The sequence below is a fragment of the Xanthomonas sp. LF02-5 genome (assembly GCF_034105325.1).
Lineage (GTDB): Bacteria > Pseudomonadota > Gammaproteobacteria > Xanthomonadales > Xanthomonadaceae > Xanthomonas_A > Xanthomonas_A sontii.
Genome location: NZ_JAXGGF010000001.1, coordinates 479503 through 494416, shown reverse-complemented (window position 1 = coordinate 494416; position 14914 = coordinate 479503). Strand labels below are relative to the sequence as shown.

General features: G+C 65.5%; 9 protein-coding genes. All 9 read right to left on the bottom strand.

Annotation, left to right across the window (positions count from 1 at the left end; translation table 11 throughout):
* Positions 1–13: 13 nt before the first annotated feature.
* Positions 14–2104 carry an elongation factor G gene (gene fusA / locus SLW52_RS02190; protein ID WP_184502856.1) on the bottom strand — a complete coding sequence of 697 codons (2091 nt, stop codon included), beginning with the start codon at positions 2102–2104 and terminating at the stop codon, positions 14–16.
* Between the two features lie 138 nt (positions 2105–2242).
* A complete protein-coding gene (gene rpsG / locus SLW52_RS02185; RefSeq protein ID WP_010341334.1) occupies positions 2243–2710 on the bottom strand; it encodes a 30S ribosomal protein S7 in 468 nt (155 codons plus the stop codon).
* A gap of 12 nt (positions 2711–2722) precedes the next feature.
* Positions 2723–3097, bottom strand: a complete 375-nt coding sequence (gene rpsL, locus SLW52_RS02180; protein WP_003469157.1) for a 30S ribosomal protein S12 — start codon at positions 3095–3097, stop codon at positions 2723–2725.
* 228 nt (positions 3098–3325) lie between these two features.
* Positions 3326–7543, bottom strand: coding sequence for a DNA-directed RNA polymerase subunit beta' (rpoC, locus tag SLW52_RS02175; RefSeq protein WP_267100714.1), 4218 nt, complete (start codon positions 7541–7543; stop codon positions 3326–3328).
* A 130-nt stretch (positions 7544–7673) separates the two neighbouring features.
* Positions 7674–11825, bottom strand: a complete 4152-nt coding sequence (gene rpoB, locus SLW52_RS02170; RefSeq protein ID WP_017908393.1) for a DNA-directed RNA polymerase subunit beta — start codon at positions 11823–11825, stop codon at positions 7674–7676.
* 303 nt (positions 11826–12128) lie between these two features.
* Positions 12129–12497, bottom strand: a complete 369-nt coding sequence (gene rplL, locus SLW52_RS02165; protein WP_010341338.1) for a 50S ribosomal protein L7/L12 — start codon at positions 12495–12497, stop codon at positions 12129–12131.
* A gap of 63 nt (positions 12498–12560) precedes the next feature.
* Positions 12561–13103, bottom strand: a complete 543-nt coding sequence (gene rplJ, locus SLW52_RS02160; RefSeq protein ID WP_010341340.1) for a 50S ribosomal protein L10 — start codon at positions 13101–13103, stop codon at positions 12561–12563.
* Between the two features lie 481 nt (positions 13104–13584).
* Complete coding sequence (rplA, locus tag SLW52_RS02155; RefSeq protein WP_048490044.1) at positions 13585–14283, bottom strand: 50S ribosomal protein L1; 699 nt, start codon at positions 14281–14283, stop codon at positions 13585–13587.
* 3 nt (positions 14284–14286) lie between these two features.
* Complete coding sequence (rplK, locus tag SLW52_RS02150) at positions 14287–14715, bottom strand: 50S ribosomal protein L11 (protein WP_010341342.1); 429 nt, start codon at positions 14713–14715, stop codon at positions 14287–14289.
* Positions 14716–14914: the final 199 nt, after the last annotated feature.

The window sequence follows — 14914 nt, the reverse complement described above, 5'->3', positions numbered from 1 at the left end:
CGTCGCTCTAATCTCAGTTCTTCTTGATGACCGAGTCGGCGATGTTGGCCGGCGCTTCGGCGTAGTGGTCGAACTCCATCGAGAAGGTGGCGCGACCCTGCGACATCGAGCGCAGCGTGGTGGCGTAGCCGAACATTTCGCCCAGCGGCACCATCGCGTTGATCACCTTGCCCGACGGGCTGTCGTCCTGACCCTGCAGGATGCCGCGACGACGGCTCACGTCGCCCATCACGTCGCCCAGGTAATCCTCCGGGGTGACGATCTCGACCTTCATGATCGGCTCCAGCAGCACCGGGTTGGCCTTGTTGAAGCCTTCCTTGAAGCCCATCGAGCCGGCGATCTTGAACGCCATTTCCGACGAGTCGACGTCGTGGTACGAACCGTCGATCAGGCGCACCTTGACGTCCACGATCGGATAGCCGGCCATCACGCCGTTGGCCACCGCTTCCTGGATGCCCTTGTCCACCGCCGGGATGTATTCCTTCGGCACCACGCCGCCGACGATCGCGTTCTCGAAGGTGTAGCCCTGGCCGCGTTCCTGCGGCTCGATCTCGAGCACGACGTGACCGTACTGGCCCTTACCGCCGGACTGACGCACGAACTTGCCTTCCTGCTTGACCGCCTTGCGGATGGTCTCGCGGTAGGCCACCTGCGGCTTGCCGACGTTGGCTTCGACGTTGAACTCGCGCTTCATGCGGTCGACGATGATTTCCAGGTGCAGCTCGCCCATGCCGCGGATGATGGTCTGGCCGGACTCTTCGTCGGTGTTGACGCGGAACGAGGGATCTTCCTGCGCCAGACGGCTCAGCGCGATGCCCATCTTTTCCTGGTCCGACTTGGTCTTCGGCTCGACCGCCATCGAGATCACCGGCTCCGGGAACACCATGCGCTCCAGGGTGATGATGTGGTCCTGCGCGCACAGCGTGTCGCCGGTGGTGACGTCCTTCAGGCCCACCGCCGCGGCGATGTCGCCCGCGCGCACTTCCTTGATCTCTTCGCGGTTGTTGGAGTGCATCTGCAGGATGCGACCCACGCGCTCCTTCTTCGACTTGACCGGGTTGTACACCTGGTCGCCGGAGTTCAGCGTGCCCGAGTAGACGCGGAAGAAGGTCAGCGAGCCGACGAACGGGTCGGTCATGATCTTGAACGCCAGCGCCGAGAACGGGGCGTTGTCGGTGGCCGGACGGCTGTCTTCCTTCTCGTCCTCGTCGATGCCCTTGACCGGCGGACGGTCGCTGGGCGACGGCAGCAGCTGGATCACGCCGTCGAGCATGGCCTGCACGCCCTTGTTCTTGAACGCGGTACCGCAGTACACCGGCACCACTTCCACCTTCAGGGTGCGCTCGCGCAGACCGCCCAGGATCTCGGCCTCGGACAGGTCGCCCTCGTTGAGGTACTTGTCCATCAGGTCTTCGTTGGCTTCGGCCGCGGCCTCGACCATGAACGCGCGCGCGTCGGTGGCCTTGTCGACCAGGTGCGCGGGGATGTCGCGGTATTCGAACACGGTGCCCTGCGAGGCGGTATCCCAGTGGATCGCCTTCATCTTGACCAGGTCGACCACGCCCTCGAAGCCGTCTTCGGCGCCGATCGGCACCTGCATCGGCACCGGGTAGGCGCCCAGGCGGGCCTTCAGCTGCTCGACGACCTTGTCGAAGTTGGCGCCGGTGCGGTCCATCTTGTTGACGAACGCCAGACGCGGCACCGCGTACTTGTTGGCCTGACGCCACACGGTCTCGGACTGCGGCTGCACGCCGCCGACCGCGCACAGCACGAACACCGCGCCGTCGAGCACGCGCAGCGAGCGCTCGACTTCGATGGTGAAGTCCACGTGCCCGGGGGTGTCGATGATGTTGAAACGGTGCTGCGGCATGGACTTGTCCATGCCGGTCCAGAACGCGGTGGTGGCCGCGGAGGTGATCGTGATGCCACGCTCCTGCTCCTGCTCCATCCAGTCCATCGTCGCGGCACCGTCATGCACCTCGCCGATCTTGTGGCTGACGCCGGTGTAGAACAGGATGCGTTCGGAGGTGGTGGTCTTGCCGGCATCGATGTGAGCCATGATGCCGAAGTTGCGGTAACGCTCGATGGGAGTGGTACGGGCCACAGGGAGCCTCTCAAATTTCTTGGATTTCGGATGGCCGAACGCCGCCTTGCGGCGGCCTTCGGATTTGTGCCACGCGCAACGGCGCGGCTAGCGGCACTCAGATGGTGCCAGCGGGCCCCGTTTCCAAGGCCCGGAAGGTCACCAGCGGTAGTGCGCGAACGCCTTGTTCGCTTCCGCCATGCGGTGAGTCTCTTCGCGCTTCTTGATGGCGCCGCCACGGTTTTCCGAAGCATCGACCAGCTCGGCCGCGAGCTTGCGCGGCATCGAGTTCTCGCCGCGCTTGCGCGCCGAGTCGATCAGCCAGCGCATCGCCAGCGCCATGCGACGGGAGGAACGCACCTCGACCGGCACCTGGTAGGTGGCACCGCCGACGCGGCGGGACTTGACTTCGACCGCCGGAGCGACGTTGTCCAGCGCCTTCTGCACCAGCTCGATGGCGTTGGGGTTCTTCTCGCCGATCACGTCCATCGCGCCGTACACGATCTTTTCGGCGACCGACTTCTTGCCGCTCAGCATCACCATGTTGATGAAGCGGGCGATGGTTTCGCTCCCGTGCTTGGGGTCCGGGAGAACGGCGCGCTGCGGCGTATTACCTTTACGAGACATGTGTACTTTCCCTTAGCTCTTCGGGCGCTTGGCGCCGTACTTGGAACGACCCTGGCGACGCTTGGCGACGCCGGCGGCGTCGAGCGAACCGCGCACGGTGTGGTAGCGCACGCCCGGCAGATCCTTGACGCGGCCGCCGCGGATCAGGACCACGGAGTGCTCCTGCAGGTTGTGGCCTTCGCCGCCGATGTAGCTGATGACCTCTTCCTGGTTGGTCAGGCGCACCTTGGCGACCTTGCGCAGGGCCGAGTTCGGCTTCTTCGGGGTGGTGGTGTACACGCGCGTGCAGACGCCACGGCGCTGCGGGCACTTGTCCAGCGCCGGAGAGGCGCTCTTGTAGGTGGTCGCCTGCCGCGGCTTGCGGACCAGCTGGTTGATCGTCGCCATCAGTGGATTCTTCTGATTGAGGCCGTCGGGCCTGGATGCGTGAAAACGAAGGCAGGCCGAAGGACGGCCTGCCGAGACAGGAAAGTATAGCGGGCAAGTCAAAGCGCCGTCAACACAACGGAATTTTTACTTGCTGGCCCATCCGGGGCCGGAATACGGGGCGCTTCCGCTGCGCCCCCTTTCGCGTGGTAGACCGGCCCCGCGGGCGGGACCGGTCCGGCGTGCTGCTTACTCTTCGCTGCCGGCAGCCGCCGGGGCGGAGGTCTCGACCGCCGGCTCGGCGCTGCCGCCGGACAGGGTCTGCATCTCCGACTCGGTCAGGCCGCTGGCGTTGCGGCGGCGCGTGTTGTGGTACGCCAGGCCGGTACCGGCCGGGATCAGGCGACCCACGATCACGTTTTCCTTCAGGCCGCGCAGCGTGTCGCTGGTGCCGCGGACCGCCGCCTCGGTGAGGACGCGGGTGGTCTCCTGGAACGACGCGGCCGAGATGAACGACTCGGTCGCCAGCGAGGCCTTGGTGATGCCCAGCAGCACCGGCTCGTACTTGGCCGGCAGTTCGTTGCGGGTCACCAGGCGGGCATTCTCCTCGATGACGCGCTGGCGCTCGGCCTGCTCGCCGTTGAGGAACTTGCTGTTGCCCTGGTCGGTGATCTCGACCTTGCGCAGCATCTGCCGGGTGATGACCTCGATGTGCTTGTCGTTGATCTTCACGCCCTGCAGGCGGTACACGTCCTGGATTTCCTTGACCAGGTACGCGGCCAGCGGCTCGACGCCCAGCAGACGCAGGATGTCCTGCGGGCTCGGCTCGCCGTCCACCACGGTTTCGCCCTTGGCCACGTGCTCGCCTTCGAACACGATGATCTGGCGGTACTTCGGGATCAGCTCTTCGTGCTCCGACCCGTCGGTGTCCTTGATGATCAGGCGCTGCTTGCCCTTGGTGTCCTTGCCGAAGCTGATGATGCCCGAACGCTCGGCCAGGATCGCCGGATCCTTCGGCTTGCGCGCTTCGAACAGGTCGGCCACGCGCGGCAGACCACCGGTGATGTCGCGGGTCTTGGACGCTTCCTGCGGGATCTTGGCGACCACGTCGCCCACGCCGACCGGCGCGCCGTCCTGCAGGTTGACGATCGAGCGCGGCGGCAGCAGGTACTGCGCCGGCAGATCGGTGCCCGGGATGGTCAGATCGTTGCCCTTGGCGTCGACGATGCGCACGATCGGGCGCAGGTCCTTGGCCTGGGTGCCGCGACGCTTCGGATCGGTGATCTCGCGCGAGGCCAGGCCGGTCAGTTCGTCGGTCTTCTCGATGACGGTGACGCCGTCGATGAAGTCGATGAAGCGGATGAAACCGGCCACTTCCGACACGATCGGGTGGTTGTGCGGATCCCAGTTCGCCACCGACTGGCCGGCCTTGACCGCGTCACCGTCCTTGGCGGTGATGGTGGCGCCGTACGGCAGCTTGTAGCGCTCGCGCTCGCGGCCGTGGCCGTCGAGCACCGACAGTTCGCCCGAACGCGACACCGCCACCAGCGAGCCGTTGGCGTGCTCGACCGACTTGAGGTTGTTGAACTTGATCGAACCGGTGGTCTTGACCGTGATGTTGTCCACCGCCGCCGCACGCGAGGCCGCGCCGCCGATGTGGAAGGTACGCATGGTCAGCTGGGTACCCGGCTCGCCGATCGACTGCGCAGCGATGACGCCCACCGCTTCACCGATGTTGACCAGGTGGCCACGGGCCAGGTCGCGGCCGTAGCAGCGCGCGCACACGCCGAACGCCGATTCGCAGGTGATGGTCGAGCGGACCTTGACCGACTGCACGCCGGCCTCTTCCAGCTTGGCCACCCACTGCTCGTCGAGCAGGGTGTTGCGGGTGACGATCGGATCCTCGTCGTTGCCCGGCAGGAACACGTCCTCGGCCACCACGCGGCCGAGCACGCGGTCGCGCAAGGGCTCGACCACGTCGCCGCCTTCCACGATCGGGGTCATGGTCAGGCCGTCGGTGGTGCCGCAATCCGGCTCGGTGATCACCACGTCCTGCGCCACGTCGACCAGGCGACGGGTCAGGTAACCGGAGTTGGCGGTCTTCAGCGCGGTATCGGCCAGACCCTTACGGGCACCGTGGGTGGAGTTGAAGTACTCCTGCACGTTCAGGCCTTCGCGGAAGTTCGCCTTGATCGGCGTCTCGATGATCGAGCCGTCCGGGCGGGCCATCAGGCCGCGCATGCCGGCCAGCTGACGGATCTGCGCCTGCGAACCACGCGCGCCGGAGTCGGCCATGATGTACAGCGAGTTCATCGACTTCTGGTCGATGGTCTCGCCCTTGGCGTTGACCACCTTCTCGGTGCCGATGGTGTCCATCATCGCCTTGGCGATGCGCTCGTTGGTGCGCGACCAGATGTCCACGACCTTGTTGTAGCGCTCGCCGGCGGTGACCAGGCCGGACTGGTACTGCTCCTGGATTTCCAGCACTTCCTGCTCGGCTTCGCCGAGGATGCCCTTCTTCTCCGACGGGATCAGCATGTCGTCGATGCCGATCGACACGCCGGCGCGGGTCGCGTAGGCGAAGCCGGTGTACATCAGCTTGTCGGCGAACACGACGCTGTCCTTCAGACCCAGCTGGCGGTAGCTGGAGTTGATCAGGCGGCTGATGTTCTTCTTGGTCAGCTCGGTGTTGGCCAGCGCGAACGGCAGGCCTTCCGGCAGGATCTCGGCCAGCAGCGCGCGCCCGATCGTGGTGTCCACGATCGAGGTCTTCTTGCTGCGGTTGCCGTCCTCGTCGATCACCGTCTCGGTGATGCGGACCTTGACCTTGGCGTGCAGTTCGACCGCACGGTTGTCGTAGGCGCGCTTCACTTCGGCGATGTTGGCGAACACCATGCCCTCGCCTTTCTTGTTCTCCAGCGCGCGGCTCATGTAGTACAGGCCCAGCACCACGTCCTGCGACGGCACGATGATCGGCTCGCCGTTGGCCGGCGACAGGATGTTGTTGGTGGACATCATCAGCGCGCGCGCTTCCAGCTGCGCTTCCAGCGACAGCGGCACGTGCACGGCCATCTGGTCACCGTCGAAGTCGGCGTTGAACGCGGTGCAGACCAGCGGGTGCAGCTGGATCGCCTTGCCTTCGATCAGCACCGGCTCGAACGCCTGGATGCCCAGGCGGTGCAGGGTCGGCGCACGGTTCAGCAGCACCGGGTGCTCGCGGATCACCTCTTCCAGGATGTCCCAGACCTCGGCTTCTTCGCGCTCGACCAGCTTCTTGGCGGCCTTGATGGTGGTGGCCAGGCCGCGACGCTGCAGCTTGGCGAACACGAACGGCTTGAACAGCTCCAGCGCCATCTTCTTCGGCAGGCCGCACTCGTGCAGGCGCAGGGTCGGGCCGACCACGATCACCGAACGGCCGGAGTAGTCCACGCGCTTGCCGAGCAAGTTCTGGCGGAACCGGCCCTGCTTGCCCTTGATCATGTCGGCCAGCGACTTCAGCGGGCGCTTGTTGGTGCCGGTGATGGCACGGCCGCGACGGCCGTTGTCCAGCAGCGCATCGACCGATTCCTGCAGCATGCGCTTTTCGTTGCGCACGATGATGTCCGGCGCGTTCAGCTCGAGCAGGCGGCGCAGGCGGTTGTTGCGGTTGATGACGCGGCGGTACAGGTCGTTCAGATCGGAGGTCGCGAAGCGGCCGCCGTCCAGCGGCACCAGCGGACGCAGATCCGGCGGCAGCACCGGCAGCACGGTCATCACCATCCACTCCGGACGGTTGCCGGACTCGATGAAGGCCTCGATCAGCTTGATGCGCTTGGTCAAGCGCTTGAGCTTGGTTTCCGAACCGGTGCTGGCGATCTCTTCGCGCAGGCGGGTCATCTCCGACTGCAGGTCGATGGTGCGCAGCAGTTCGTACACGGCCTCGGCGCCCATGGCGGCGTCGAAGTCGTCGCCGTGCTCCTGGCGCGCGGTCAGGTACTGCTCTTCGGTCAGCAGCTGGCGGCGCTCCAGGGCGGTCAGGCCCGGCTCGGTCACCACGTAGGCTTCGAAGTACAGCACGCGCTCGATGTCGCGCAGGGTCATGTCCAGCATCAGGCCGATGCGCGACGGCAGCGACTTCAGGAACCAGATGTGCGCGACCGGCGAGGCCAGGTCGATGTGGCCCATGCGCTCGCGGCGCACCTTGGCCAGGGTCACTTCGGTGCCGCACTTCTCGCAGACCACGCCGCGGTGCTTCATGCGCTTGTACTTGCCGCACAGGCACTCGTAGTCCTTGATCGGGCCGAAGATGGCGGCGCAGAACAGGCCGTCGCGCTCGGGCTTGAAGGTCCGGTAGTTGATGGTTTCCGGCTTCTTCACTTCGCCGAAGGACCACGAACGGATCAGGTCCGGCGAGGCCAGCGCGATCTTGATCGCGTCGAAGTCCAGCGTCTGGCGCTGCTGGTTGAAGAGGTTGAGCAGGTCTTTCATTTGATTTCTCCGGGAATCGGGAATAGCGAATAGGGAATCGTTGGAAGCGGAGAGGCGGGACAGGAAACGCCGGCGGCCTGTGGGCAAACGCCCGGGCGGTTTCCTAGTCCCGACTCCTCATTCCCTGCCCTCAGTCTTCCAGTTCCATGTTGATCGCCAGCGAGCGGATTTCCTTCACCAGCACGTTGAAGGACTCCGGCATGCCGGCGACCATCTCGTGCTCGCCGTCGACGATGTTCTTGTACATCTGGTTGCGGCCCTGCACGTCGTCGGACTTCACCGTCAGCATTTCCTGCAGGGTGTAGGCCGCGCCGTAGGCTTCCAGCGCCCAGACTTCCATTTCGCCGAAGCGCTGGCCGCCGAACTGCGCCTTGCCGCCCAGCGGCTGCTGGGTGACCAGCGAGTACGGGCCGGTGGAGCGCGCGTGCATCTTGTCGTCGACCAGGTGGTTCAGCTTCAGCATGTGCATGTAGCCGACCGTGGTGTGGCGATCGAACGCCTCGCCGGTGCGGCCGTCGTACAGCTGGGTCTGGCCGCTGATCGGCAGGTCGGCGAGCTCGAGCATGTGCTTGATCTCGGCCTCGGTGGCACCGTCGAACACCGGGGTGGCCATCGGCACGCCGTCGGTCAGGTTCTTCGACAACGCCAGCAGCTCCGCGTCGCTGAACTGGTCCAGATCCACGCGGTCCTCGCCCAGCTTCTGGTCGTGGTTGTAGATCTGCGCCAGGAACTTGCGCAGGTCGGCGACCTTGGCCTGGGCCTCGAGCATGTTCTGGATCTTGCGACCCAGGCCCTTGGCGGCCCAGCCCAGGTGCACTTCCAGCACCTGACCGATGTTCATACGCGACGGCACGCCCAGCGGGTTCAGCACGATGTCCACGGTCTCGCCGTTGGCCATGTACGGCATGTCCTCGATCGGCTGGATCATCGACACGACACCCTTGTTGCCGTGGCGACCGGCCATCTTGTCGCCGGGCTGGATGCGGCGCTTCACCGCCAGGAACACCTTGACCATCTTCAGCACGCCCGGGGCGAGGTCGTCGCCGGCGGTGATCTTGCCGCGCTTGTCGGCGAAGCGACGCTCGAACTCCTTCTCGTGCGCCTGGATCTGCTTCTGCGCGCGCTCGATCGCCTCGGAGGCGTCCTCGTCCTTCATGCGCAGCGCGAACCAGTCGGACTTCTTCAGACCGTCCAGGTAGGCGTCGCTGATGGTGTCGCCCTTCTTCAGGTTCGGACCGCCGTTGGCGACCTTGCCGATCAGCTGGCCACGCAGACGCGCATAGATCGCGCTCTCGAGGATGCGGAACTGGTCGTCGAAGTCCTTCTTGACCCGCTTGATCTCGTTTTCCTCGATCTGGCGGGCGCGCTTGTCCTTCTCGATGCCGTCGCGGGTGAACACCTGCACGTCGATGACGGTGCCGTCCATGCCCGGCGGCACGCGCAGCGAGCTGTCCTTCACGTCCGAGGCCTTCTCGCCGAAGATCGCGCGCAGCAGTTTCTCTTCCGGGGTCAGCTGGCTCTCGCCCTTCGGCGTGACCTTGCCGACCATGATATCGCCGGCGCGCACTTCCGCACCGATGTACACCACGCCGCTCTCGTCCAGACGGTTCAGCGCCTGCTCGGACACGTTGGGGATGTCGGCGGAGATTTCCTCCGGCCCCAGCTTGGTGTCGCGCGCCACGCAGGTCAGCTCTTCGATGTGGATCGTGGTGTAGCGATCCTCTTCCACCACGCGCTCGGAGAGCAGGATGGAGTCTTCGAAGTTGTAGCCGTTCCACGGCATGAACGCGATCAGCATGTTCTGGCCCAGGGCCAGCTCGCCGATGTCGGTCGAGGGGCCGTCGGCCAGCACGTCGCCGCGCGCGATCACGTCGCCCACGTTGACCAGCGGACGCTGGTTGATGCAGGTGTTCTGGTTGGAGCGGGTGTACTTGATCAGGTTGTAGATGTCGACGCCGGCGTCGGTGCCGCCGCCGATCTCGGCCTCGTTGACCTTGACCACGATGCGGCCGGCGTCGATCTGCTCGATCACGCCGCCACGGCGCGCGTTCACGGTCACGCCCGAGTCGCGCGCCACGGCGCGCTCGATGCCGGTACCGACCAGCGGCTTCTGCGCACGCAGCGTCGGCACGGCCTGGCGCTGCATGTTCGCGCCCATCAGCGCGCGGTTGGCGTCGTCGTGCTCCAGGAACGGCACCAGCGCGGCCGCGATCGACACGGTCTGCATCGGCGACACGTCCATGAAGTGCACTTCCGCCGGCGGCTTCAGCAGCGACTCGCCCTGGTAGCGACACGGCACGAACTGCTCGGTCAGGCGGCTCTTGGCGTCGTGCAGCGCGTTGGCCTGGGCGATGACGTACTCGTTCTCTTCGATCGCCGACAGGTACTCGACTTCGTCGGTGATCTGGCCGTCCACGACCTTACGGTACGGCGTCTCCAGGAAGCCGTACTGGTTGGTGCGGGCATACACCGCCAGCGAGTTGATCAGGCCGATGTTCGGGCCTTCCGGCGTTTCGATGGTGCAGACGCGGCCGTAGTGGGTCGGATGCACGTCGCGCACTTCGAAGCCGGCGCGCTCGCGGGTCAGACCGCCCGGACCCAGCGCGGAGACGCGACGCTTGTGCGTCACTTCCGACAGCGGGTTGTTCTGGTCCATGAACTGCGACAGCTGCGAGGAGCCGAAGAACTCCTTGATCGCGGCGGCCACCGGCTTGGCGTTGATCAGTTCCTGCGGGGTCAGGCCTTCGGACTCGGCCATCGACAGACGCTCCTTGACCGCGCGCTCGACGCGGACCAGGCCCACGCGGAACACGTTCTCGGCCATTTCGCCGACCGAACGCACGCGACGGTTGCCCAGGTGGTCGATGTCGTCGACCACACCGCGGCCGTTGCGGATCTCGGTCAGGACCTTGATCACGTCCAGGATGTCGGAGCTGTCGGCGTGCTCGGCGACCAGGCGCTTGGACTCCTCGTCGTTGCGCTCGCCGAAGTACTTCTTGTCGTACAGCACCGACTCGCCGGTGACTTCCTTGCGGCCGACACGGCGGTTGAACTTCATGCGGCCGACCGTGGACAGGTCGTAGCGCTCGAAGGTGAAGAACAGGTTGTGGAACAGGTTCTGCGCCGCGTCCTTGGTCGGCGGCTCGCCCGGACGCATCATGCGGTAGATCTCGACCAGCGCCTCGAGCTGGGTCTTGGTCGGATCGATGCGCAGGGTGTTGGACAGGTACGGGCCACGATCCAGGTCGTTGACCCACAGCGTGCCCACGGCGTCGACGCCGGCCTTGCGGAACGCGGTCAGCTGATCTTCGCTGATTTCGTCGTTGGCGCTGGCCAGCAGTTCGCCGGTCGAGGCATCGACCACGTCGTGCGACAGGATGCGGCCGACCAGGTACTCGTCGGGCACGGCCAGCGCGGCGATGCCGGAGGCCTCGAGCTGCTTGACGTGGCGCGCGGTGATGCGCTTGCCGGCTTCGACGATGACCTTGTCGCCGTCGGCCAGGTCGAAGTTCAGGGTCTCGCCGCGCAGGCGCTCGGGCACCAGCTCCAGCTGCACGCCTTCCTTCGGGTCGATGTGGAAGGTGTTGATCTCGAAGAACTCGGACAGCATCTCCTCGTTCGAGTAGCCGAGCGCGCGCAGCAGGATCGACACCGGCAGCTTGCGGCGGCGGTCGATACGGGTGAACAGCGCGTCCTTCGGGTCGAACTCGAAGTCCAGCCAGGAGCCGCGGTACGGGATGATGCGGGCGCTGTACAGCAGCTTGCCCGAGCTGTGGGTCTTGCCGCGGTCGTGGTCGAAGAACACGCCCGGCGAGCGGTGCAGCTGCGAGACGATGACGCGCTCGGTGCCGTTGACGATGAAGGTGCCGTTGTCGGTCATCAGCGGGATTTCGCCGAGGTAGACCTCCTGCTCCTTGACGTACTTGATCGCCTTGGTCGAGGACTCGCGGTCGTAGATCACCAGGCGCACGGTCACGCGCAGCGGCGCGCCGTAGCTCATGCCGCGCTGGCGGCATTCACGCTCGTCGAACACCGGTTCGCCGAGCTTGTAGCCGACGTACTCCAGCGCCGCGTTGCCGCTGTAGCTGGAGATCGGGAACACCGATTTCAGGGCCGCGTGCAGGCCGTGGTCCGAACGCTTGTTCGGGTCGGTGTTCTCCTGCAGGAACTCGCGGTAGGAATCCACCTGGATGGCGAGCAGGAACGGCACTTCAAGGATCGAGCGCTGCTTGCCGAAGTCCTTGCGGATACGCTTCTTTTCGGTGAACGAATAAGACGTCATGAGGTATCACCTTGGCTGATGCGGGCCACGCGTCCGCGGCCCTGAGTGAACATAAATTGTCAGTTGGAAGTCGCTGGTATTGCCGGCACCAGCACGCCTTCTCCCGCTACTTCCAACTACCAACTCGGTGGTGAAGCGGGGACTGGGGAATGGACAAAGGGGAATCGCGGAGCGCACGTAGCGTGGCTGTTCCGATTCTCCCTTCCCGATTCCCGGTTCCCGCCTGAAACGGCCAAAGGCCGGGGGCTTTCGCCCCCAGCCTTCAGTGCATCGCCTTGAACGGCTGGCGATGCAAGGGACTGCTTACTTGACTTCGACCTTCGCGCCAGCGGCTTCCAGGTCCTTCTTGAACTTGTCGGCGTCTTCCTTCGACACGGCTTCCTTCAGGACGCCGCCGGCCTCGGTGAGGTCCTTGGCTTCCTTCAGGCCCAGGCCGGTGATGGCGCGGACGGCCTTGATGACGTCGACCTTCTTGGCGCCGGCGTCGATCAGGATGACGTTGAACTCGGTCTGCTCTTCGACCGGCGCGGCGGCCACGGCCGGACCGGCAGCGGCGACCGGGGCGGCGGCGGAGACGCCGAACTTGTCTTCGATGGCCTTGACCAGCTCCATCACTTCCATGAGGGTCTTTTCGGCGATTGCGTCGACGATCTGCTCGTTAGACAGGGACATTGTGATTACCTTTGGAATTTTTTCTGGATGAGGTTCTAGTGAACCGTTTCAGGTGTCGCGAACTTAAGCCGTTTCGGCCGGGGCTTCCGCTTCGGCGTCGGCAGGCGCGGCGTCGCCGCCACCCTGCTTGTCGCCCACGGCCTTGACCGCACGGGCGAACATGCTCGCCGGCTCGGCCAGCACGCGTGCCAGCATGGCCAGCGCCTGCTCGCGGGTCGGCAGCGACGCCAACACCTCGAGATGAGCGGCCGGATACAGCTGACCACCCAGCGACACGACCTTGGCCTGCAGCTTGTCGTTACCCTTGGCGAATTCCTTGATCAGACGACCGGCAGCGCCGGGTTCTTCCGTCGAGAACGCATACAGCAGCGGACCGACCAGCGCGTCCTGGACGCACTCGTATTCGGTACCGGCAACGGCACGCGCGGCCAGGGTGTTCTTGACAACACGCAAGTACACACCGGTTTCGCGCGCCTTCTTGCGCATCGCGGTCATTTGCGAGACCGTGATGCCGGCGTACTCGGCAGCAACCAAGGAGTGGGCCTTCGCGGCGACGTCGGCCAGTTCGGCGACGACTTCTTGCTTCTGGGACAGATTGAGAGCCATTGCACTCCTCCGTTAAAGCCGGGAGTTGAAATGCGCGACCTGGGATGCGCCAGGAGCGATACCGCCGCTCTTGCCAATCCCCAATCCCGAATCCCGAATCCCTGCTTCAAACTTACTCCGCTCGCGGCTCCTGCCGCTTGCGGTCCTGGGCGGCCTCCTTCCTGGATGCCGGGGATGCCGCATGGCATCCCAGTTGGTGGCCGTTCCAGACCTGGAGTGAGCGCGCCCGGAACACCGGGCTGGCCTGCACCAGAAAAACTCCAGAAAGGCGGCACCATCTACGCCGGCTGGCCCCGAGGGGCTGATTAAGCGATCCCGCTGTACCGACGGCGACTCCTTGCCGTGTCGAGCTTCCGTGCCCGTCGTCGGTGTGCGCAGACCGCGCCTGCGGTCTTTGACGGCTTCGCGTCGGGTTGCCCCGGGCGACGCCTTCAAAAGGGTGACACCGGCGCCGCACCTGTCGGGCGGCGCCGTGTTGCGATTACTTCAGGGACAGCGACGCCTGATCGATGGTGACGCCCGGACCCATGGTCGAGCTCACCGAGATCTTCTGCAGGTAGGTGCCCTTCGAGGTCGCCGGCTTGGCCTTGACCAGGTCCAGCAGCAGCGCCTGCAGGTTGCTCTTCAGCGCGTCGTCTTCGAAGCTGGCCTTGCCGATGGTGCAGTGGATGATGCCGGCCTTGTCGGTGCGGTAGCGCACCTGGCCCGACTTGGCGTTCTTGACCGCTTCGGCCGGGTTGGCGGACACGGTGCCGACCTTGGGGTTCGGCATCAGGCCGCGCGGGCCCAGCAGGGTGCCCAGCTTGCCGACGACGCGCATCGCGTCCGGGGTGGCGATGACCACGTCGTAGTTCAGGTCGCCGCCCTGCATCTTCTCGGCCAGGTCGTCCATGCCGACGGCTTCGGCACCGGCGGCCAGCGCCTCATCGGCCTTGGCGCCGGCGGGAGCGAACACCGCCACGCGCACGCTCTTGCCGGTACCGGCCGGCAGCACGGTGGAACCGCGCACCTGCTGGTCGGACTTCTTCGCGTCCACGCCCAGGCGCACGGCCACGTCGACGGCTTCGACGAACTTGGCCTTGCTGGTGGTCTTGACGATCTTCAGCGCTTCGTCGATCGAATACGCCTTGCCCGGCTGCACGGCAGCACGGATCGCTTTCTGTCGCTTGGTCTGTGCCATTGCTTAACCCTCCACCGTCAGGCCCATGCTGCGGGCGGAACCCGCAATCGTGCGTACCGCCGCTTCCAGCTCCGCCGCCGTCAGGTCGGCTTCCTTCGCCTTGGCGATCTCTTCGAGCTGCTTGCGGGTCACCTTGCCCACCTTCTCGGTGTTCGGGCGCTTGGAGCCGGAGCTGACGCCCGCGGCCTTCTTCAGCAGCACGCTGGCCGGGGTGCTCTTGGTGACGAAGGTGAAGGTACGGTCCGAATAGGCCGTGATGATGACCGGAGTCGGGAGGCCCGGCTCCAGCTTCTGCGTGGCGGCATTGAACGCCTTGCAGAATTCCATGATGTTCAGGCCACGCTGACCCAGCGCAGGACCGACCGGCGGCGAGGGGTTGGCCTGACCGGCCTTCACCTGCAGCTTGATGTAACCGACGACTTTCTTTGCCATTTTAGTGTCTCCGGGTGCTAGCGCCTAAACCGCAGGCTCCCCATCGCGACGGGAAAATCACGTGTCCCGCCATCACGTTTTTGAAGTGCGCAGAAAGCCGCCTCGCGGCGGCTTCCGTTCTGCCCGACGGCTTGCCTGGACAGGGAGCCGCGCAGTATAGCAGAGATTTTGGCGCCCGGCGCAGCCGCGCCGGGACGGG

What these genes read in the sequence shown, in the direction of transcription:
- rpsG (WP_010341334.1), bottom strand. Translation starts at nt 2,710, where the DNA reads ATGTCTCGTAAAGGTAATACGCCGCAGCGCGCCGTTCTCCCGGACCCC.
- rpsL (WP_003469157.1), bottom strand. Translation starts at nt 3,097, where the DNA reads ATGGCGACGATCAACCAGCTGGTCCGCAAGCCGCGGCAGGCGACCACC.
- rpoC (WP_267100714.1), bottom strand. Translation starts at nt 7,543, where the DNA reads ATGAAAGACCTGCTCAACCTCTTCAACCAGCAGCGCCAGACGCTGGAC.
- rpoB (WP_017908393.1), bottom strand. Translation starts at nt 11,825, where the DNA reads ATGACGTCTTATTCGTTCACCGAAAAGAAGCGTATCCGCAAGGACTTC.
- rplL (WP_010341338.1), bottom strand. Translation starts at nt 12,497, where the DNA reads ATGTCCCTGTCTAACGAGCAGATCGTCGACGCAATCGCCGAAAAGACC.
- rplJ (WP_010341340.1), bottom strand. Translation starts at nt 13,103, where the DNA reads ATGGCTCTCAATCTGTCCCAGAAGCAAGAAGTCGTCGCCGAACTGGCC.
- rplA (WP_048490044.1), bottom strand. Translation starts at nt 14,283, where the DNA reads ATGGCACAGACCAAGCGACAGAAAGCGATCCGTGCTGCCGTGCAGCCG.
- rplK (WP_010341342.1), bottom strand. Translation starts at nt 14,715, where the DNA reads ATGGCAAAGAAAGTCGTCGGTTACATCAAGCTGCAGGTGAAGGCCGGT.